This window comes from Labrys miyagiensis (assembly GCF_030160835.1).
In the GTDB taxonomy this organism is placed as follows: Bacteria; Pseudomonadota; Alphaproteobacteria; order Rhizobiales; family Labraceae; genus Labrys; species Labrys miyagiensis.
In genome coordinates, this window is the sequence record NZ_BSPC01000045.1 from 72,311 (window position 1) to 93,626 (window position 21,316).

Genomic DNA, 21,316 nt, shown 5'->3' on the forward strand with positions numbered 1-21,316 from the left:
GCACGGTCCCCCTAGGCACGCGAACTCCAACGGGATACCCGACGTGAAGCCTCTGCCTCACAGCGGGGCGCCCGTGACGGCGATATGCGGAATGTCAGCCGAGGCACGCATCGTTCACGCCGTGGCCAGCGAGACCGTCTGCGGGGCGGCGAATGCCGGTTTTCTGCGCGAGCGGCTGGCATCGGCCTTGACCTCCCGCCGACCCGCTGGGCTCGTCTCCTTCGGCCTCGCGGGCGGCCTTGCCCCCGACCTTGCGCCGGGTACGCTAGTGTTGGCCGATTGGGTCGCCGTTCCGGGGTGCCGCTGGGACACGGACAGCGGATGGCGGCAGCGATTGTCGGAGGCTTGCGATGGCGCCATCCTGGCCGGGGTGGCCGGCAGCGATACGCCTGTCGCCACACGGCTGGCCAGGCAGCAACTGCGCTCAGCGACGGGTGCCTCCATCGTCGATATGGAATCTCACATCGTCGCCGACATCGCGGAGCGGATGGAGTTGCCCTTCGTCGTCATCCGCGCGGTCGCCGACGGAGCCGGATCGGGCCTTCCCCCGGCGGCCCTGATAGCGCTTCGCCCCGACGGCCGCCCCGACCTGCCGCGCATCCTGGCGAATCTGGCGCGCAGCCCCGGCCAGCTTCCCGATCTTCTGCGCCTCGCGCGGGCCTCCAGGCAGGCCTTTGCGTCACTCGGCGGCGTCTGTCGCGACCTCGGTCCCGGCCTTGCCTGCCCTTATTTCCTCTAGCTTGTGCTGGACATGCCTTGAAAACACGTATTCGGCCGGCCGCTGGTTTTGAAGCGGGATATCGGGGGACATCGGTCCCTCGGTCCGCGGCCCCTTGAGACTGAGCGCGAGCAGCTTGAGCGGGTGCTTGACGGCGTCCTTCACCGCCGTCGCCTCGAAGCCGCTATGCACCATGCAATCGGCGCATTTTTCATAGTTGCCGGTGCCATAGCTGTCCCAATCGGTGCTGTCCATCAGCTCCTTGAACGTCTTGGCGTAGCCTTCACCGAGCAGGTAGCAGGGCTTCTGCCAACCGAAGACCGTGCGCGTGGGATTGCCCCAGGGCGTGCAATGATAGGTCTGGTTGCCTGCGAGGAAATCGAGGAAGAGCGCCGACTGGAAGAAATCCCAGTTACGGCCCCCGCGTCCGCGCTTGAAGATCTCGCGAAACAGCGTCTTGGTCGTGGTGCGATTGAGGAAATGCTGCTGGTCCGGCGCGCGCTCATAGGCATAGCCGGGCGAAATTGTGATGCCGTCGACTCCCAGCGGCCGCAAGGTGTCGAGGAAATCGGCAACGTTTTCAGGATCCGCATCATTGAACAGGGTGCAGTTGATATTGACCCGGAAGCCGGCGGCCTTGCCCGCCTTGATGGCGGCAACAGCCTTGTCATAGACGCCGGTCTGGCACACGGACTTGTCGTGCATCGGCTTGTCGCCGTCGAGATGCACCGACCAGTTGAAGTTCTTGTGCGGCTTGTACTGGCTGAGCTTCTTTTCCATGAGGAGTGCGTTCGTGCATACGGTAACGAACTTTCCCCTGGCCAGCAGAGCCTCGACGATCTCAGGCAGTTCGCGATGGAGCAAAGGCTCGCCGCCGGCAATCACCACAACCGGTGCGGGGCACTCCTCCGCGGCGCCCAGACACTCCTCCACCGACAGACGCTGATTGAGGATGGGGGCGGGATAGTCGATCTTGCCGCATCCCGCACAGGCAAGGTTGCAGCGAAACAGCGGCTCCAGCATGAGGACCAGCGGGTAGCGTTTTACCCGCATGACCTCATTCTTGAGGATATAGCCGCCAATACGGGCCATCTGGTTGAACGGAATGCCCATACAATATGATCCTTCGAGAAACAGACAGCCACTTAGCTTTCGACAAGCTCGGCCGGCAGCTTGAAATGAATATGTTCTTCCCGCCCCGACATGGTCGAGACGTCTAAATCGTCCCACTGGGCCAGCCGGTCGATGACCCGCTCGATCAGCACTTCAGGCGCCGAGGCTCCCGCCGTGATGCCGACAGTGCGAACACCCTTGAGCCATTCGCGCTCGATCCTGGTTTCGTCGGCGACAAGATAGCTCGGAACGCCTGATTCCTCGCCGATCTCACGCAAGCGATTGGAATTTGAACTGTTTTTGGATCCGACGACCAGGACCAAATCAACCATCTGCGACAGCTCGCGAATGGCTCGCTGACGATTTTGCGTCGCGTAGCAGATGTCATTGGTATCAGGACCTTCGAGATCGCTGAAGCGCTGTTTCAGGGCCGCGATGATCTGACGCGTATCGTCGAGGCTGAGCGTCGTCTGAGTCACATAGGCGACCGGCACGTTCTCGGAAAGTGGTAGGGCCGCGACATCGGCGACCGTTTGCACCAGATGAACAGGGCCTTCGATACGGCCCAGGGTTCCTTCAACCTCGGGATGTCCCGCATGGCCGATCAGGATGATCTCGCGACCCTGTGCCCGATAGCGCCGCCCCTGGTTGTGCACTTTTGCCACGAGAGGACAGGTGGCGTCGAGAACGGGAAGCCCCCGGCTACGCGCTTCGTCCTCGACGGCCTGCGCCACGCCATGGGCGCTGAAGATCGTCATCGCACCTGGCGGTATCTCATCAAGGCTTTCGACGAAGCGAGCCCCCTTGGCCTCCAGGCTTTCCACAACATGGCGATTATGCACGATCTCGTGCCGCACATAGACCGGCGCTCCATGCTTCTTTAGCGCCAGTTCCACAATATCAATGGCCCTGACAACGCCAGCACAAAAACCGCGAGGCGTAGCGAGAATTACCTTCATCGACAACGGCCTATCATCCAAGTTCACTGACCAGACTAACAACGCGACATCAAACAGTCCAACTTAAATCGCCTCCATTTCGCAACCCTCGCTGGCTCCCGCTGCGGTTGGCGCAGGCAATTCCAATCCGGAAACTAGCTTGTGGAAGGCCGCCGCACTAGGCATTAGAAGTTGTTGTGCAGTCGAGGCGCGAGGAGCAGGCACGATGGTCGAGACGTTCATTCTCCGCATCGTCCATGCCTGCACGCATCACGCCTATCGCGTCCTGATCCTGGCCTTTCTCCTCGGGATGGCCGCAGCCGCCTATGCCGCGACTCATTTTGCCATCAACACCAACTCCAGCGAGCTGATCTCGCCCGACGTGGCCTGGCGCCGATACGAAGCGGCTTTCAACGCCGCCTTTCCGAATCTGGACACCGGAGTCGTGGTGGTGATCGATGCCGCGACCCCGGATCAGGCCGACTCTGCCGCGGCCTCACTGTCCGCCAAGCTGCGATCCATGCCGCAGGCGATCAAGCTGGTGCGGGAGACGGGAGCGGGCCCGTTCTTTTCGCGCAACGGCCTGTTGTATCTGCCGACCAACGAGATTCAGCGCATGGCAGGCCAGATCCAGCAAGCCGCTCCCCTGCTCGGCCCTCTCGCCGCCAATCCCGATCTCGCCGGCCTGGGACAGACCCTGTCGGGACTGGGCAGCGGGCTTGCAGCGGGCCAGATTCCACCGGACGCCGTCGACAGGAACGCATTGGCGTCGATCAGGAACACATTGGGAAGCCTGCTCGCCGGCAAGCCGTCAGCGCTCGATTGGAACAGCCTGACCGGCAGTGGGGCAGACAAGCGCGGAACGCGCCGATTGCTGCTCGTCAACCCCGTGCTCGATTTCAGCGATCTCCAGCCCGGGCATCTGGCTGCCGATGCCATCAGATCGACGGCAGGAGACCTCGGGCTCACGCCGGAGCATGGCGTCCGCGTGCGGCTGACGGGCGATGTCCCGATGGCCGACGAAGAGTTCAATACGCTGGCCGAGGGAGCCGGCCTGAACGGCGCACTCACGGCCCTCACCGTGCTCATCATCCTCTGGCTGGCCCTGCGATCAGGCCGTCTTATCCTGGCCGTGGTCATCAGCCTGGTGGTCGGCCTAGCCATCACCGCCGCGCTCGGCCTGCTAATGGTCGGCGCCTTCAACCTGATCTCGGTGGCCTTCGCCGTGCTCTTCGTCGGACTGGGTGTCGATTTCGGCATCCAGTTCAGCGTCCGTTACCGTGACGAAAGACATCAGGTCGACGATCTGCCGGTAGCGCTGGACCGATCGGCGCTCAAGGCCGGCCGTCCCCTCGCCCTTGCGGCGGTCGCGGTGGCTGCCGGTTTCTATTCCTTCCTCCCCACCTCCTACCGAGGGCTCTCGGAACTGGGCCTGATCGCCGGCACCGGCATGATCGTGGCCTTCATCAGCAGCATCACCTTGTTGCCGGCCCTCACCCATATCCTGCGCCCGCCTGGCGAGCCGGAACCCGTCGGCTTCCTTTTCCTTGCGCCGGTCGATCGCTTCACCGCCCGCTACCGCTATCCCATCCTGATCATCACGCTGCTGCTCGTCATGGCGGGACTGCCACTGCTCTGGCACGTCCGCTTCGACTTCAATCCGATCCACCTGCGCAGCCCGGCTGTCGAATCGGTCGCGACGTTCATCGACCTGACGCGCGATCCCGATACCAGCCCCGCCACGATCCACATTCTGAGGCCCTCGCTCCAGGCCGCCCAAAGCACGGCGGATGCGCTCGATAAACTGCCGGAGGTCGGAAGAACGGTAACGCTTGCCTCGTTCATTCCCGATGACCAGGCGGCGAAACTCGATGCGATCGCCGGGGCCCGGGCTGCCCTCGAACCAGTCTTCGCGATCCCGGCCTCGAAAGGCGAGGCTTCGGATGCCGAGACCGTGGCCTCGCTGCGCCAGGCGGCGACGGTCCTGAACGGGCTGGGCCAGCAGGACAAGGCGATTGCGCAACTCGCCGATCAGTTGGCGCGACTGGCGGATGCACCCGCCGGCACGCGCGCGCAAGCGCAGCAGGCGCTGTTCGGCGGTTTTCCCGGCCTTTTGGCCAGGCTGCGCGACAGCCTGCAGGCATCGAAAGTGACACTCGACAATCTACCCGCCGAGTTGAAGAGCGACTGGACCACGCCCGATGGGCGCGCCGCAGTTCAAGTGTTCGCTCGAGGCGACACGAACGACAATCTCGTCCTGCGGAAATTCGCCCAGGCCGTGCGCGTGGTCGCGCCCGATGCGACCGGCTATCCGGTCACGATCCAGGATGCCAGCGAGACGGTCGTCAACGCTTTCATTCAAGCGGGGGCGTTGGCTCTCGTCAGCATCACCGTCCTGCTCTTCGTGGTGCTGAAACGCACCACCGACGTGCTTGTGACGTTGATCCCCCTGCTGCTGGCCGGTGTCGTGGCGATGGAACTGACGGTCCTGCTCGATCTGCCGCTCAACTTCGCCAATATCATCGCGCTGCCGCTGCTGCTGGGCGTCGGCGTCGCCTTCAAGGTCTATTTCGTCATGGCCTGGCGATCCGGCGTGCGCAGTCTCCTGGCCTCCAGCCTGACGCGCGCGGTGCTGTTCAGCGCCGCCACCACCGCCGCCGCTTTCGGCAGCCTGTGGTTTTCACATCATCCCGGCACGTCGAGCATGGGAGAACTGCTGGCCCTTTCCCTGGCCTGCACGCTCGTGGCGGCGGTGTTCTTCCAGCCGATATTGATGGGACCGCCGCGCGAACCAGGGGCTTCGGGCAGAGAAACCACATCTCCGACGGAACTGAAGGAATGATGCAGCCGGGCGCATCGCATCCCCGGCGATCAGCGTGATGCCGGAGTTCCTGCGTCGAGATCACTGAAACTGCACAGGCGCAGCGCGAGCCTCTCGACGAGGTCGCGCGTTTCGGGCGCGGTCAAGCCGGCGAGCTCCTCGGCATAGGAATATCCAGGTGCATGCCCCGGAAAGCCACCGGCGGTCGCCGGGTGCGTGTATATTTCCGTGATACCCCCCGGCACGTGCGAGAGAACCCCGCGCAGGCGCGCGCCCGTCATGGCTCCCGACCAGGCTAGGCCGAAAACCTGATCGGGCACAAGCAAGTCCCTGCGGCGGGCTCGGAGGCCGAGCAGATTGGTCCACAGCGCCACGGCGGCTCGGGTGGCGGTTGCGGGGGCCGGCTCTATCGACCTGATGACGGCTGCGGGTTCGGAGGGAACCCTGAGGGCGCGCATGCCATACCGCGGCCCGATCGCGAAGAGCAAGGACGCCACAGTCGGGTGCAGATGGTAATGCTTGTGGGCATTGACGTGGTCGAGCGCCAGGCCGGTCGACCGGAATGCCTCAAACTGCGCGGTGATCTCGGCGGCAAGCTGACGCTTCGTCTTGGGGCTTACGAACATCCCGGTGCCGGCGCGCACGAGATCGCGGCGAAAGCGGCCGGACGGATCAACCAGGTTCGGAATGCGCTGGGCCGGCAGGATCGGCACGTCCTCGACAAGGACAAGATGCAGGCCGATCTTGAGTGTCGGCAAACGCCGCGCGATGGCAAGAGCGCTTTCTGCGGCAGCCGCGCCGACCATCAGGCTTGCGCAGGTGAGAATGCCGTTCCGGTGTGCTTCCTCGACAGCCTCGTTCACTTCCGTCGACAGGCCGAAGTCGTCGGCGGTGACGATGACCGCGTTCAGGATGCAGCCCCTTTGGAGATGTCGCGCCGTTCCCTCAGGAAATGAAAGAACTCGACACCCTCTCTCAGTCGCCGCTTCATCATGTCCGGGCTGCGGACCATCTCACCGACGATCGAGGCGATCTTTCCGGTCCGGAAATAGAACTGGCGGTAGAACGTCTCGACGGACTCGAAGATTTCGGTGTGACTGAGGCCTGGGTAGTGCAAAGGCGCAATCTGCACGCCGTGTTCGTCGACCAGTTCGGCGTTGGCATCGTCGAGCCAGCCATTCTCGATCGCCTGATTATAGAGGAAGGTCCCGGGATAGGGTGCGGCAAGCGAGACCTGGATGGTATGGGGATTGATGCGCTTGGCGAACTGGATGGTCTCCTCGATGGTCTGCCTGGTCTCGCCCGGCAGGCCCATGATGAAGGTGCCGTGAATGGTGATGCCGAGCTCGTGGCAATCCTTGGTGAAGCGTTCGGCCACGTCGATGCGCATGCCCTTCTTGATATTGTACAGGATCTGCTGGTTGCCCGACTCGTAGCCGACGAGCAGGAGGCGCAGGCCGTTGTCCCGCATCACCTTGAGCGCTTCGCGCGGCACATTGGCCTTGGCATTGCAGGACCAGGTCACGCCGAGCTTGCCCAATCCCCTGGCGATCTCCATGGCCCTTGGCAAATCGTCGGTGAAGGTATCGTCGTCGAAGAAGAACTCCTTGACCTCGGGAAAAGCCTTCTGGCTCCAGGCGATCTCCTCGAGCACATGGCCGACGCTACGCGTACGATAGCGATGCCCGCCCACCGTCTGGGGCCACAGGCAAAAGGTGCAGCGCGATTTGCAGCCGCGGCCGGTGTAGAGCGAAATATAGGGATGCTTGAGATAGCCGATGAAATAGTTCCGGATCGTCAGGTCGCGCTTGTAGATCGGCGTCACGAAGGGTAGCGAGTCCATATGCTCGAGCATCGGCCGATCCGGTGTATGGACGATATCGCCCGCAGCATCCCGGTAGGACAGGCCGCGAATGGACTTCCAGTCCATGCCGTCGGCAACATCCTTGATGGTGAAGTCGAACTCATTGCGAGCCACGAAATCCACTGCGGGCGCCGCGGCAAGGCTCCCGGCGGCATCGACAGCCACTTTCGCGCCGATCAGCCCTGCCTTGAGACTGGGATTGGCGGCCTTCAGAGCTTCGATCGTCTTCACATCCGACTTGAACGAAGGTGTCGAAGTATGCAGCACCGCCAGATCAAAGTCGCGGGCCTGCGCGGTTATCTCCGATAAGGGCGTGCGATGTGGCGGCGCATCGATAAGCTTGCTGTTCTCGACCAGGGCGGCCGGCTGGGCGAGCCAGGTCGGATACCAGAAGGAGGCAATCTCGCGCCGGGCCTGATAACGCGAGCCCGCGCCGCCGTCGAAACCGTCAAAGGAAGGAGCCTGGAGAAAGAGAGTGCGCATGGTCAATCGCTTTCGTGTCGTGCAATCATGGAACCATCCGTCTTGACCAGGAAGCTTTTCCCCTTCCAGTGCACGGCACTGGGAAGGAAGCTGGCAAGATAGACGAAGAAGGACAGGCCGTCTCGCAGCACCAGCAGCCAGAACGCCACATCCTTGAGATCGAAACGCCGGCTGACGCTCCATAGCAGCAAATAGCGGCAGGCCAGAGACGCTGCGAGGAGAGTACCGCTCCACTCGCTTCCGCCTGTCAGCAGGAAGGCAATCAGCGCCAGCGGTATGATATGCGTGAGCCCGGTACCGATAAATCCCGTCTTGTCGACAGTGGCGATGGTCTTGGCCCAGCGGATCTCATGCTTGAGGAGATCGCCAAAGGTCCCGTCCGCGCAAATATGGGTGACGAGGAAGCCGGGAACGGCGACTTGCAGACCCAGTCGGCGGACTCCGCGCCCGATCGCATAGTCATCCGCCAGGGCGTCGGCAAAGGCCTCAAAGCCCCCGAGCTTATCGAGCGTTTCACGGCGCAGGGCTATGGTCGCGCCAAAGCAAGGGGTCGCGAGCTTTCCCGCAAGTCCGACGACCACGTTGGGTAGAAAGTGGCTGTCGATCGCCAGGACCGCCAGGCGTGACCACATCGTGCCGAGACTTCCCCCGCGATAGGCGCAGCTCACGGCGCCGACGCCGGGGTTCTGGAGCTCGCCTACCACACGCGTCACATAATCGGGCTCGACGACGATGTCGCTGTCAGCGAGCACGATGACCTCGCCCTTCGCCTGGAGCATCATGTTGATGAGATTGGAAACCTTCGGATTGCTGCCGTGCCGCTGCGCGTTCAGCACAAGGCTGAGATCCTGCCCGGGCAAGGCATCGATAAGGGCTCTGACATCAGGAATGGCCGCATCGGCCGGGCTTTGAACGCCGAAGATGATCTGGATCGGCCCGGCGTAATCCTGCCGCGCGAACGAAAGCAGGTTGGCGGCGAGCTGGGGCTCATCGCCGTGCAGAGGCTTGAGAATTGTCACCGAAGGGCTCTGGAGGTGCGCCGCAGTGGTCCTCGAACCAAAACGTCCCACCAGCCAGGCTGCCAACAGCCAATACAGACAGCCGAAAGCTGCCAGAACGCCAATAATCTGACCCAGAATATACATTGCGAGGGCCACACACTCTGATACTTACGCCCGCCCTGCCCGAAGCCAGCCAAGCTCGATGCTTTGCCAGATCGCCAGTCCCAATATTCCGAGTATGATGTCAGGTATGCGCTTTAACAAGCCAATTGCGACGGCAGTCTGAGGCGAGAGACCATATGTAGCGGCGAGCGCGACAATGGCGCCTTCCTGAATGCCGAGGCCGCCCGGTATCACGAAGAAGACCGCCCTTGCCGCATGCGACAGGCTCTCCACGACGAGGGCGGCGCTGAAGTCGACTGGATGTCCCATGAACCAGCACGCAATCCAGACTTCGCTGGCGCCGAAGATCCAGATCGCCATATGAATCGCCGCCGCCAGGGCGAGGCGCCCGGGGGCGGCATGGATGTGCCGCAGACTGCCGGAGAGGCCCGCGATTCCGCCCGGCATGGTCCAGCCGTTGCGCATCATCAGGCCGCCGATGCGTTCTTCGATCCAGGCGATGCCCCCCCAGCGCTGGACCGCGAGAAATCCGGTGACACCGATGGCAAGGAGGCCGACACCGCCGGCCAGCCACAGCACCAGCCGCGTATCGCCGGATTTCGACCAGAACAGGAAGAGACCGAGCAGGGAGAAAACCAGCTGGGTGGCGACTTGCACCAGGAGATCGGCGAGCACGCTGGCCGTCGCCACGGAGGCCTTGACGCCGCGTCTCGACAACAGGCGCGCGCCGACGATGTCGCCGCCAACCTGCGCAACGGGCAGGAGAACATTGATGGCCTCGCGAACCCAGCGAAGGATGGGACAGACCCACCAGGCGATCGCGGCATCCAGTACGGCACGCCAAGCCAGGCCGGAGGCGAGGACCTGAATATACCGTGCGATGACGATCAGTCCGACACCCCAACCTGCGGCTTCGACCGCCCTCAAGATGTCGCCGGCTCCCCAGCACAGGGTCAATCCCGCCAGGATACAGGCACCCACGAGCAGCGCCAGGGGAAGCCGGGCGAGGCTGCGAACGTGGAGGCGAAGGGTACTTCCCATGCGGATTCGGGCTTTGTCGAGTGCATTGCTGGAACGCCCGCCAGAGTAGCCCTACGGCCTTTCGAGGGCAAATCACGGGCTTCGCGGTGGTGCCCCTTGCGCGGCTATCGCAACCGAAAGGCGCAGGCTGAGAGCGAGGCCAGCAACTCCCGCCAACATTCTCAGGCGTTTCCGGTTGCCTGCCTCGCGCAATTCTCCAAGGCGGCACTTATGATTCCCAATACCTTGTCCTTCCCGGAGCCCAGCCCGTGACGCGCGGCCAGCCAGCTTGGATCGTTGTAGGAAAGCCAGGTTGCGCCCGCTTCATCCTGCCACACCAGCGCCTTCAGCGGCAGGTCGATGCCCGTGGTCTGCACCTCTTGCATCAATGGCGTGCCGGCCTTCGGGTTGCCGAAGATCACTACTTCTGTCGGCCTGAGATTGAGACCGACTTTCTCGGCAGCACCCGCATGGTCGATCCGCGCGAGCACCGCCATCCCGTTCCGCGTGACAGCCTCGACAAGCCGGTCCATCGTCTGCACGGGACCATGAGAACTTCGAAGGGTTATCAGGCCGTCTGGCTTCATGTCGGGCTCCTCGCCCTTGCTGTCTGCTGAGCGGAAAGATGGTGGCGATCAGCCTGAGGCTGCCGTCTCACTGAGTTGATGGGTCCAGTCGGTCCCAGATCCTGACCAGGTCGGCCACGGAACCGGCCTGCATCTTGCGCATGATCTGGCCTCGCCGCACCTTGACCGTGATTTCGCTGACCCCGAGATCGGCAGCGATCTGCTTGTTCAGCAATCCCTGTACCACCAGTCCCATGACGTCCCGCTCCCCTGGCGACAGCGTGTCCCAGCGCCCCCTGAGCCTGGCCGCGACATCGTCTTCCGCTCGCCTCTGCACGTCCTTCTTGATCCCCTGCTGGATGGCATCCAGCAGATCCTGGTCACGGAAGGGCTTGGTCAGGAATTCGATCGCACCTGCCTTCATCGCACGCACCGACATTTCGATGTCGCCATGGCCGGTGATGAAGATGATGGGAATGCGCATGCCGCGCGCAACCATCTGTTGTTGGAAATCCAGGCCGCTCTGGCCCGGCATCCTAATGTCGAGAACCAGGCACGCCGGGGTGTCGGAGATGCCATGTTCCAGGAAAGCCTGTGTCGATCCGAAGGAACGGGCGGCCAGATCGACCGATGCGAGCAAATCCTCCAGCGCGCGGCGCACCGATTCATCGTCATCGATGACGTAAACCACAGCCCCGCTTGCTTCCGGACTCGCTTGTGTGGGCATTACCATGCGTTTGCTCCGGCAACGGGCAGGCTGACGCGGAAGGTAGCACCCATGCGAGGTTTGGAAGACACGGAAATGCTGCCGCCATGGGCTTCGATGATCGAGCGGCTAATCGACAACCCAATGCCCATGCCTCCCTCCTTCGTGGTCCAGAAAGCATCGAACAGACGCTCGAGTTCGACCGGCTTGATGCCGATGCCGGAATCGGTAACCGTGATCGTTGCCATTCCGGCATCGTCGACAAAGGACACGACCTCCAGTTCACGCTTGAAGGTCGGCATGTCATGCATCGCCTCCATCGCGTTGAGCAGCAGATTGCCGATGACCTGCTGGACCTGGATCCGATCGGCGAGGATCGGGGGCAGGCCGTCAGCCAGTTGAAGCCGCATCGAGATGCTGTTGCGCTCGATCTGCGTCTGTGCCTGCACCAGGCTCTCCCTGATCACCTCATTGAAGTCGAGCGCTTCCCGGCGGGGCAGTTCGCTTCGGGCCAGGCCACGGACGCGGACGATGACGTCGCTCGCCCGGTTCGCGTCATGGATGATGCGGTCGACGGCCTGTTGGGCCTTTTCGAGATTTGGCGGTTCGCGCTCGAGCCAGCGCCGGCAGGCGTGGCCGCTCGTGACGATGGCGGCCAAGGGCTGGTTGACCTCATGGGCGATCGACGCCGTCAGCGCTCCCAGGCTGGTCAGGCGCGCCACGCGGGCGAGTTGCGTCTGGGCCTCGAAGGCCGAGGCCTGAGCCGCCACCGTCTGCAGAACCAGATAGGTGGTGATGCCGATGGCGGCCACGCTGATCCCGCAATTCAGGAGGCCAGCCTCGAACATACCGCGCTTGGTAAGGAAAAGGCTGAGGACCGTCAGGCCCACACAGACGCCGGCAAGCACGATGACGCCGCGCGTCGACAGGAAGCCGATCGCAAGGAGGATGACCACGATATAGAACACCGCGAAGGCGATCTCGTAGTCCGTAACCGTATCGGCGACGAACACGCAGGCCAGCAAGATCAAGATCATCGCGGCCCGGAACCGGGGCCTGACATGATGTCCCGTAAACAGGGCGTTTCGCTCACTGCTGCTCATCACGTCGATCCACGCCTCGTGCCACATCCGGTGTTCCTGGCCCGCGGCAGCGGTTTCAGCCAGGTCCGAAGCCAAGACGACCGCTGCCTACCAGAACACCAAGTCGGTCTACAATAATGTCGAGTATAGAGCCGATATACTTTCGTATATCAAACTATCGTTGGAAATTCTTGCACCAAGGAAAGCGCAAGGACAGACAATGGAGCATCATTGCGAGCGCCTGCTCTTGGCGCAAGGCCTCCGCCCCTATGTCATCCCTTTCGCCCATCCGACCGACCCACAGTCGCCGCCCGACGGCCGGGATTGGCCTCCTGCAGCGGGGCTCCCGCCGGCATGCTCTTACCCGGAGATTCATCTATACGAGTTCGCTGCAACTGCTGAGGTTCGCCTTGGCGCTGCGGCGCCTTGGCCTGATCGTCGAGGCAAGGTTGGTTCTTCGCCTGTCTCAGTGGCTCTTCAGGGCTGTGGCAGGACTTCGCGATGATCTGTCTTGAAGCGCCATATGAAGAAGGGACGCTAGCTTCCAGCAAGAACGAAGCGATTCCAAAGACTTGCTGCAGCCAGTTCCTAGCAATCCTCAAGCTGCACGGTAGCCGCCATGGCGCCGGGATATACCGGCGTATAGGGTCGTTATTCCCATGGATGCCTCCCCTTTCCGCACGCATGCTGGCCGGTCGGCAGGACCGGCTCTATAGCACGCTCCTGTCGGTGGCTTCGAACCACTGGCGCTTCCAGCGGAAAACCAGAGCCATGCCCGAAACCCCTGATCGAGAAAGCGCGCCGCAACGGGCGTCTGGCGGGACCTGGTGAAGGGGCTAGCCCGCGGCGCTCCGAGCGGCCCGCCGTTGAGGTGCCCTATGTTTTCGTTCCCGGCAAATTTTCGCGACCATAGTTCCGCGGTCCCCGGCGTGGATGTGCGGGTGCTGCCTGCGCGCCAAGACACGCGGGACAGAGATGGGCGGCCGGCCTTCCTGCTCTCCCGGTTGCCGCGGTTGGCCAGCCTTCTGCCGCTCCGTCGTCCGGCCCGGCTGTTCGCGCCAGTTGCCGGAAGTTTCAGCACCACCCCGTCGAGCGTGGTGCACCGCTCAACCCACCATCTCGGCTAGCGCGAAACGAGGCCTCCCATGTCATCCCAGAAATTTGCCCCGCTCGCCATCCGGCGCTCCATCCTGCCGAGCCTGTGGGATCTGATGGCGCTCCTGCTGATCGTCGGCGCCATTGTGCTCGTGGCCTATGGCGCTCACGTCACCACCGCACCGCTCTCGACGCTCGACACGACGCCGCTCTCGCTCGATCCCGTCAACCTGCCTCTCTACGCCGTCAGGACCATGCTGCGCATGCTGCTGGCGATCGTGTTCTCGCTGATCTTCACCTTCATCTATGCCGCCCTCGCCGCCAAAAGCCGGCGGGCCGAGATGGTGCTGATCCCGATTCTCGACATCCTGCAGTCGGTGCCGATCCTCGGCTTTCTCACCTTCACGGTGACCTTCTTCCTCAATCTCTTCCCCGGCAGCGTGCTCGGCGCCGAATTCGCCTCGGTGTTCGCCATCTTCACCAGCCAGGCCTGGAACATGACCTTCAGCATGTACCAGTCGATGCGCAACCAGCCCAAGGATCTGGAGGAGGCGACGAGGAGCTTCCATCTCAGCGGCTGGCAGCGTTTCTGGCGGCTGGATGTGCCCTTCGCCATGCCGGGCCTCGTGTGGAATACCATGATGTCGATGTCCGGCGGCTGGTTCTTCGTGGTGGCTTCGGAGGCGATCACGGTCGGCGACACCACGATGACGCTGCCCGGTATCGGCTCCTATGTGGCGCTTGCCATCAAGCAGCAGGACATCTGGGCGGTCCTCTACGCCGTGATCGCCATGCTGGTGGTGATCATCCTCTATGACCAGTTGCTCTTCCGCCCGCTGGTCGCCTGGGCCGACAAGTTCCGCTTCGAGACGACGTCTTCGGGCGTCCAGCCGACCTCCTGGATGCTCGATCTCTTCCGCCGCGCCCGCATCACCCAGATCCTGGCCGCGCCGTTCCAATGGCTTGCGCGGCTGATATGGACGATCAGGCTGCCCGAATTGCCGAAACTCGCTTCCGAGAAGAACGATGCTTCCCTCTCGCGGACCATCGACTGGATCTGGCTCGCGATCGTCGCCGTAGGCGCAGCCTGGGCGGCCTATGTCAGCATCGACTATCTGCGGGCAAGCATCGGCTGGCCGGATGTGGCCACGGCTGTGATCGACGGCTTCATCACACTGTTGCGCGTCATCGTCCTGATGGCGATCGCCACCTTGATCTGGGTGCCCATCGGCGTGTGGATCGGACTGCGCCCGGCGCTTGCCGAGAAAATCCAGCCTCTGGCCCAGTTCCTGGCTGCCTTCCCAGCCAATATCGCCTTCCCGGTGTTCGTCGTCCTGATCGTGCATTTCAGTCTGAACGCCGATATCTGGCTCAGCCCGCTGATGATCCTGGGCACGCAGTGGTACATCCTGTTCAACGTGATCGCCGGCGCCAGCGCCTTCCCGGGCGATCTCAAGGAGGCAGCCCGCAGCTTCCACATCACCGGCTGGCGCTGGTGGCTGAAGGTGATCCTGCCCGGCATCTTCCCCTATTACGTCACCGGCGCCATCACGGCCTCCGGCGGCTCCTGGAACGCCAGCATCGTCGCCGAAGTCGCAAGCTGGGGCAGCACCCAGCTCACCACCCCCGGCCTCGGCTCCTACATCGCCAACGCCACCACCGCCGGTGATTTCCCGCGCGTGGTGCTCGGTATCGTCGTGATGTGCGCCTTTGTCACGCTCTTCAACCGCCTGTTCTGGCGCCAGCTCTACGCCTTCGGCGAACGCCGCCTGCGCCTGGGCTGACCGCATTTCCGCATTCCGGAGGATTGTTCCATGCTTGATCAAATCGTGAAGGCCCCGCTCATCGACATCCGGCAGGTCGGCCGCTCCTTCCCCAAGCCGAGCGGCAAGGATGTCGTCGTCCTCGAAAATGTCGACCTGACCATCAAAGAGGGCGAAATCGTCGGCCTGCTCGGCCGCTCGGGCTCCGGCAAATCCACCCTGCTGCGCATCATTGCCGGCTTGATCTCTCCCTCAGCTGGCCAGGCGCAGTGCCGGGGCGCCGCCATTCAGGGGCCGCCGCTCGGCGTCTCCATGGTCTTCCAGTCCTTCGCCCTGTTTCCCTGGCTCACCGTGCTGCAGAATGTCGAGCTCGGCCTGGAAGCCAAGGGCGTGGATCGGGCGGAACGGCGCAAGCTCGCCCTCGCCGCCATCGACCTCATCGGCCTCGACGGCTTCGAGAACGCCTTCCCCCGCGAGCTCTCGGGCGGCATGCGCCAGCGTGTGGGCTTTGCCCGCGCCCTGGTCGTCCATCCCGACCTCCTCCTGATGGACGAGCCCTTCTCGGCCCTCGACGTGCTCACCGCCGAGACGCTGCGCACCGACATGATCGACCTGTGGATGGAAGGCCGGCTGCCGATGAAATCGGTGCTGATCGTCACCCACAATATCGAGGAGGCGGTGCTGATGTGCGACCGCATCCTGGTGTTCTCCTCCAATCCCGGCCGGGTGGCACAGGAATTGAAGGTGAACCTGTCCCATCCGCGCAACCGTCTCGATCCGGTGTTCCGGCAATTGGTCGACAACATCTATGCCTTGATGACCCAGCGGGCGGAGCCGCGCGCGCCGTCGCTCGAAGGCATTCCCGGCACCGGCATGGGCATGGTGCTGGAACCGATCTCCACCAATATCCTTGCCGGTCTCATCGAGGCGCTGGCGGGCGCGCCCTATAACGGCCGGGCCGACCTGCCCGTGCTCGCCGGTACGCTGCAGCTTGAAGCCGACGAACTCTTCCATCTCGGCGAAGCCCTGCAATTGCTGCGCTTCGCCCAGCTCAGCGAGGGCGACATCGTGCTGACCGATCCGGGCAAGAGATTTGCCAACCTCGACACCGACGCCCGCAAGAGGCTCTTCGCCGAGCATCTGCTGGCCTATGTCCCGGTCATGGGCCTGATCCGCCGCGTGCTGGACGAGCGCCCCAGCCATACCGCCCCAGCCGCGCGGTTCCGCAACGAGCTGGAGGATTACATGAGCGAATCCTATGCGGATGAGACGATGAACACGATCGTTTCCTGGGCGCGCTATGCCGAGCTGTTCGCCTATGACGAGCAGACCGAAACCTTCAGCCTTGAGAACCCCCAGTGACGGCCGTGCCCGCCAGGCTCCGTCCTCTGTCCTTCAACGGCTGACAAATAGCATGCGTGATCGCCACATCGTCTTTCATCGTCGGGCATTGGATTTCTGGCTGGCGCGCGGCGCCGTCCTCACCATCGTCTGCCTCCAGCTGCTCGTCATCAACGACATCTCCTTCGGTCCGCGCTGGCTTGCGCCAACCCTGGAGATCGTCCTGCTGGTGCCCCTTTCGATCGCCACCGCCTGGACGCAGTCGGCTGTGCGTGACGCGGTCGCGGACCATCACTGGCAGGCGGTCGCACGCTTCCGCAGTTGGATCCGCTGGGCCGCCCTCGGCCTGACCGGGCTGATCAGCGTTATGAATTGCGGGGCGCTGATCGAACTGGTTCAGGCTTTGCTCGAGGGGCATGCCGGGAGCAATGGCACCACGCTGCTGATCGACGCCCTCAATATCTGGGTGACGAATGTCATCGTCTTCGCCTTGTGGTTCTGGAGCACCGACCGGGGCGGCCCGCCGACCTGCGGCCTCGTCGACCGCGCCCATTCGGACTTCCTGTTCCCGCAAATGACGATAAACGATAGCGGCATCCGCGACTGGCTGCCGGGCTTCGTGGACTATCTCTTCCTTGCCTTCACCAATGCCACCGCTTTCTCGCCCACCGACACGCTGCCTCTGACGGCACGCGCGAAGATCCTGATGATGGCGGAAGCCATGATCTCGCTGCTGACCGTTGCCCTGGTCGCGGCGCGGGCGGTGAATATCCTGGCTTGAAGGAACACGCCGTTTTGGGCGTCACCCGCATCCACTAGAGCAAAATGCGTTCAGGCAGGAGCGAATTTCGAACTTAAATTACTGGTATCAAAAGCGTTTTGCGATTCTTGGTGGTTCGATCTGAAAGTAAAACGCTCTAGCCGCGGCGCCTATCTGGTTTCGAGCTTTACGTCGTCCCCCGTTCGACAAATCGCCCATTGAAGAAAATATCTTCGGCCGGCTCGGAACCGGATTCGAGCACTTTGACCAGCCCCTTGGCCATCGCCGAGATCGGCTGGTGATAGGTCGTCAGGTTGTAGGACGGCAAGGCAGCCAGGGGAATATCGTCGTAGCCGATGACAGCGATGTCGCCCGGGATGGAGAGACCGAGGCCAAACCGGACCGCATCCATGGCGCCAATGGCAAGAGCGTCATTTTCACAGACCAGGATGTCCGGGCGGGCGTCGCGATAAGGGCCGGTGAGCGCCGTCAACACGCGCTCATAAGCAAGTGGAATACTATATTGTTCGACATGGATGGAGGGCGGCAACACGCCGCGAGCCTTGCGCCATTCGCTGAGAAACGTATCTTTTCGCCTGAGAACGGCAGAAAAACTGTTCGGACCAGCGACAAAAAGCGGCGTGCGATAGCCGCGAGCAAGCACGAAGGATGTGATCTCCCGCATGGCAGCGACGTCGTCGCAGCAGATCGAGATCGTGTTCGGGCTCTCACTGACACGGGCAAAAACAATCAGCTTCTTGACCCGCCGCGCGCCGAGCGCCGTCTCTATGATCCTGTCGTCGAATTCCGTTCCATTGAGGACGGCGGCGTCCACCCGCCGCTGACTTGCCGACAACAGCGCGGATGGGGCGCCATGGCCATCCCGCATATTGCAAAGCAATGTTCCCCACCCTTCGTCATTGAGGATTCGGCTGAGCCGTTCCAGAACCACGAGCTTGTGCGGATTGCCGAAGTCGTCGACGAGCAGGGCGATGAGGTTCGAGCGGTCCGACGCGAGACCTGCCGCGAGAAGGTCGGGCGCATATCCAAGTGCATTCGCCGCAGCCAGGACCTTCTCGCGGCTCTTCTCGGAAATCGACGTGTCTTTGCGAAAGGCCCGCCCGACGGTCCACCGAGACACGCCCGCTGCGGCAGCCACATGGTCAGCCGTTACCGTGCCACTCGGCATATCTGTGTCGTCGTTCATCAGCATCTCCCCTAGCGAGGATATAGAGCGTCAGCGCGTTTAGAAAAGCAATTTTGCTCGCGCGAGCAGATTTTTCTTGCTCGCGCGAGCAAAATGGGAGATGGTGTCCCTAAGCTGACCTAGAGCGGCTCAGGAGGGTATCGGAATGCCAAGGGAAAGGCAGCCGCGGCGATCGACTTCTGTTCGACGTTGCCAGGCGATCAAATCGGCAATACCGCCATCCGTATTCCCGAGCCGAAACCGATAAGAACCAGGGCAATGTTCAGGTTCGTATGACACCTTATTCGCGCATAGAACTCTCGATATCAGCCTTTCTGGTGCGAAAACTTCATCATGCTCTTACGTAAAACGGGAATTCATAATGGCCTTTGACATTGCACTGTTTGGTGCCGGCCGCATTGGTGCCGTCCATGCTCGCAACATCGCGGAACATGGCGAAAGCAACTTGAAATTCATTGTGGACCCCGCCAGCGCCTCGGCGGACACGCTCGCCGCTCGCTTTGGCGCGACGGTCGCTTCCGAGGACGAGATTTGGGCCGATCCGGAGGTCGATGCCATCTTGGTGGGCACGGCAACCGCCAGCCATGCCGAGCTGATCGAAAAAGGTCTCAGGGCGGGCAAGGCCGTGTTCTGCGAAAAGCCGATCGACCTCTCCATGAAAAGGGTCGATGAAGTGATGTCGGTGGTGAAAGCCTCCGCCCGCCCCCTGTTTCTGGCTTTCAACCGCCGGTTTGACCCGGGCATCCTGGAAATGAAACGCCGCATCGGGGACGGCGAAATCGGCGCCCTGGAGCTGGTCACCGTCATCTCCAAGGACCCGGCCGGTGGACTGCCCATCGAATATCTGAAGACCTCTGGCGGCATGTTCCGCGACATGACCATCCATGACTTCGACATGGCCCGCTACATCATGGGCGAGGAATTCGTGTCGGCACAGGCGACCGCCAGCTCCCTCACCGATCCGGCGATCAAGGAGATCGGCGACATCGACACCGCCACCGTCTCGATGCAGACGGCAAGCGGGCGGATCGCGGTGATCATCAATTCGCGGCGTGCGAGCTATGGCTACGACCAGCGGGTCGAGGCCCATGGCGCGCTCGGCATGCTGCGCACGGAAAACGTGCCCCAGCACCTGCTTGTGCAGGAGGGCGCCGAAGGGGTGCGAAGGGCGAAGTCCCAGTTCTTCTTCGTCGAGCGTTACGCCCAGAGCTACGCGAATGAATGGGCGCATTTCGTCCGTGTGCTCAAGGGCGAGGAAGCGCCCTCCGCCTCCGGCGACGACGGTCGGAAGGCGCTGGCCCTGGCCGAGGCTGCCTATCGATCGCTGGAGACCCGGCAGCGTGTCTCCGTGGCGATGTGAGGTGGATCATGAAGCTTGGTTTTGTCTCCGATAGTCTCGCCCACTTGCCGTTCGAGACCGTGCTCGACGTGGCGGCTGCTCAAGGCCTCCAGGGCGTCGAGATCAACACCGGAGGCTGGTCTTCCGCACCACATTTCGACCTCGCCGCCATGAGGTCTTCGCCGGACGCGCGAGCGGCCTTCCGCCGGGCCTTCGAAACCCGGGGCCTGGAGGTCATTGCGCTCAACGCCAACGGCAACCAGCTTCACCCAATCTCCGGCGAGGTGCAGGCCGCGTGCCTGGAAGACACCATCCGGATCGCAGGCGAGATCGGCGTGAAGACGGTGTGCTGCATGTCCGGCCTGCCTGCTGGAGGACCCGGGGAAAAGACGCCGAACTGGGTCGTCTCCTCCTGGCCCCCGGAGACCCAGACCATCGTGAAGTGGCAGTGGGAAGAGGTACTGCTCCCATACTGGACACGGCTTACAGTCCTGGCGAAGGACTGCGGCGTCGAGCGTTTCGCCGTCGAGCTGCACGGCAATCAGCTGGTCTACAACGTTCCCTCGCTGCTGCGGCTGCGTGCCGCAATCGGTCCGATGGTGGGGGCCAATCTCGACCCGAGCCACCTGTTCTGGATGGGTGCCGATCCTTTGGCGGCGGCAGATGCCCTCGCCGGAGCGATCCACCACGTTCACGCAAAGGATACGATGCTGAATGCCCCGGTGCAGGCGACGACGAGCCTGCTCGAGAATGGCGGTCTCATCGACATCGCGGCACGGTCCTGGAGTTACATCACGCTTGGCTTCGGCCATGGCGAGGCGTGGTGGCGGGGGTTCTGCTACCGGCTCCGGATGAACTTCTATGACGGCTGGCTCTCGATCGAGCACGAAGACGTCATGCTGAGCCGGATAGAGGGGCTGCTAAAATCGGTGGCGCTGCTCAAGAGCGTCTCCCCTGCGGAGGTCGCCGACTACACGCCGCAGGCAATCTGACGCGGCATTTGCGTCCGCCCTGTTGCTGCGCTCCATCGGGGAGTGCCGCGCCATCTGGGTATGGACGAGGTTTCGCACTGTTTGGTCGCGCCGGGAGCGTCGACCCTAACCGCGCCCACAAGGGCGCAACCATGGAGGGAACTGATGAAGTCTTACAAGGGAATGACGGGTCTTGCCCTGACGAGCTGTGCCAGCCTGGCCTGCACGCTGGGCCTCCTGGCCGGGCCGGCGGCGGCGCAGGACAAGCAATACACCATCGCCATGATCACCCACGCCCAGCCCGGCGACACCTTCTGGGACATCATCCGCAAGGGCGCCAACGCCGCCGCCAAGAAGGACAACATCAAGCTGATCTACTTCGCCGACCCGACCGCGACCAAGGAA

The 21,316-nt window shown here is 62.8% G+C and carries 17 protein-coding genes and 1 pseudogene; 8 read left to right on the forward strand and 10 right to left on the reverse strand.

Annotated features, from left to right (window positions below; all coding sequences use genetic code 11):
- Window positions 1-91 precede the first annotated feature (91 nt).
- Window positions 92-739: a phosphorylase family protein gene (locus QQL24_RS21090; protein WP_284314266.1), complete on the forward strand. Its 648-nt coding sequence runs from the start codon at window positions 92-94 to the stop codon at window positions 737-739.
- Here QQL24_RS21090 and hpnH read toward each other — a convergent pair.
- Together hpnH and ispH are read right to left on the reverse strand one after the other, a co-directional pair.
- Window positions 680-1,831: an adenosyl-hopene transferase HpnH gene (hpnH, locus tag QQL24_RS21095; protein WP_284314267.1), complete on the reverse strand. Its 1,152-nt coding sequence runs from the start codon at window positions 1,829-1,831 to the stop codon at window positions 680-682. The two genes, QQL24_RS21090 and hpnH, sit on opposite strands and share 60 nt — an antisense overlap.
- Window positions 1,832-1,863: 32 nt before the next feature.
- Window positions 1,864-2,790, reverse strand: coding sequence for a 4-hydroxy-3-methylbut-2-enyl diphosphate reductase (ispH, locus tag QQL24_RS21100; protein WP_284314284.1), 927 nt, complete (start codon window positions 2,788-2,790; stop codon window positions 1,864-1,866).
- Window positions 2,791-2,995: 205 nt separating this feature from the next.
- Here ispH and hpnN point away from each other — a divergent pair, with 205 nt between their 5' ends.
- Window positions 2,996-5,611 (forward strand): hopanoid transporter HpnN, encoded by a 2,616-nt coding sequence (hpnN, locus tag QQL24_RS21105; RefSeq protein WP_284314268.1) that lies wholly within the window; start codon window positions 2,996-2,998, stop codon window positions 5,609-5,611.
- A gap of 29 nt (window positions 5,612-5,640) precedes the next feature.
- Here hpnN and hpnK read toward each other — a convergent pair whose 3' ends face one another.
- From hpnK to QQL24_RS21140, 7 genes are all read right to left on the reverse strand, one after another.
- On the reverse strand, window positions 5,641-6,501 hold the full coding sequence (gene hpnK / locus QQL24_RS21110; protein ID WP_284314285.1) for a hopanoid biosynthesis-associated protein HpnK: 861 nt from the start codon (window positions 6,499-6,501) through the stop codon (window positions 5,641-5,643).
- Window positions 6,498-7,937 carry a hopanoid biosynthesis associated radical SAM protein HpnJ gene (hpnJ, locus tag QQL24_RS21115; protein WP_284314269.1) on the reverse strand — a complete coding sequence of 480 codons (1,440 nt, stop codon included), beginning with the start codon at window positions 7,935-7,937 and terminating at the stop codon, window positions 6,498-6,500. The genes hpnK and hpnJ overlap by 4 nt, the downstream gene beginning before the upstream one ends.
- 2 nt (window positions 7,938-7,939) lie before the next feature.
- Entirely contained in the window at window positions 7,940-9,082 is a 1,143-nt protein-coding gene (hpnI, locus tag QQL24_RS21120) for a bacteriohopanetetrol glucosamine biosynthesis glycosyltransferase HpnI (RefSeq protein ID WP_284314270.1), read from the reverse strand.
- A 24-nt stretch (window positions 9,083-9,106) separates the two neighbouring features.
- Window positions 9,107-10,102 (reverse strand): lysylphosphatidylglycerol synthase domain-containing protein, encoded by a 996-nt coding sequence (locus QQL24_RS21125; protein ID WP_284314271.1) that lies wholly within the window; start codon window positions 10,100-10,102, stop codon window positions 9,107-9,109.
- A gap of 161 nt (window positions 10,103-10,263) precedes the next feature.
- Window positions 10,264-10,668: a DUF302 domain-containing protein gene (locus tag QQL24_RS21130; protein ID WP_284314272.1), complete on the reverse strand. Its 405-nt coding sequence runs from the start codon at window positions 10,666-10,668 to the stop codon at window positions 10,264-10,266.
- Window positions 10,669-10,735: 67 nt separating this feature from the next.
- Window positions 10,736-11,380 (reverse strand): response regulator transcription factor, encoded by a 645-nt coding sequence (locus tag QQL24_RS21135; protein WP_431310728.1) that lies wholly within the window; start codon window positions 11,378-11,380, stop codon window positions 10,736-10,738.
- On the reverse strand, window positions 11,374-12,456 hold the full coding sequence (locus QQL24_RS21140; protein WP_284314273.1) for a sensor histidine kinase: 1,083 nt from the start codon (window positions 12,454-12,456) through the stop codon (window positions 11,374-11,376). The genes QQL24_RS21135 and QQL24_RS21140 overlap by 7 nt, the downstream gene beginning before the upstream one ends.
- Window positions 12,457-13,580: 1,124 nt before the next feature.
- Between QQL24_RS21140 and QQL24_RS21145 the strand changes: the two genes are divergently transcribed.
- The 3 genes from QQL24_RS21145 to QQL24_RS21155 are packed head-to-tail and all read left to right on the forward strand — an operon-like array spanning window position 13,581 to window position 17,415.
- Window positions 13,581-15,314, forward strand: coding sequence for an ABC transporter permease (locus QQL24_RS21145; protein WP_284314274.1), 1,734 nt, complete (start codon window positions 13,581-13,583; stop codon window positions 15,312-15,314).
- Between the two features lie 30 nt (window positions 15,315-15,344).
- On the forward strand, window positions 15,345-16,655 hold the full coding sequence (locus QQL24_RS21150) for an ABC transporter ATP-binding protein (protein ID WP_284314275.1): 1,311 nt from the start codon (window positions 15,345-15,347) through the stop codon (window positions 16,653-16,655).
- Window positions 16,656-16,707: 52 nt separating this feature from the next.
- Complete coding sequence (locus QQL24_RS21155) at window positions 16,708-17,415, forward strand: hypothetical protein (RefSeq protein ID WP_284314276.1); 708 nt, start codon at window positions 16,708-16,710, stop codon at window positions 17,413-17,415.
- 166 nt (window positions 17,416-17,581) lie between these two features.
- On the opposite strand, the gene QQL24_RS21160 is transcribed toward QQL24_RS21155, so the two are convergent.
- On the reverse strand, window positions 17,582-18,601 hold the full coding sequence (locus QQL24_RS21160) for a LacI family DNA-binding transcriptional regulator (protein ID WP_284314277.1): 1,020 nt from the start codon (window positions 18,599-18,601) through the stop codon (window positions 17,582-17,584).
- A 361-nt stretch (window positions 18,602-18,962) separates the two neighbouring features.
- On the opposite strand from QQL24_RS21160, the gene iolG reads away from it, so the two are divergent.
- The 3 genes and pseudogenes from iolG to QQL24_RS21175 all read left to right on the forward strand — a co-directional run.
- A complete protein-coding gene (gene iolG, locus QQL24_RS21165; RefSeq protein ID WP_284314278.1) occupies window positions 18,963-19,961 on the forward strand; it encodes an inositol 2-dehydrogenase in 999 nt (332 codons plus the stop codon).
- Between the two features lie 8 nt (window positions 19,962-19,969).
- The gene (locus QQL24_RS21170) at window positions 19,970-20,932 is read left to right on the forward strand and encodes a sugar phosphate isomerase/epimerase family protein (protein ID WP_284314279.1); all 963 of its coding nucleotides are present in this window, start codon (window positions 19,970-19,972) and stop codon (window positions 20,930-20,932) included.
- 144 nt (window positions 20,933-21,076) lie between these two features.
- Window positions 21,077-21,316, forward strand: a pseudogene (locus QQL24_RS21175) (hypothetical protein); the annotation flags it as partial.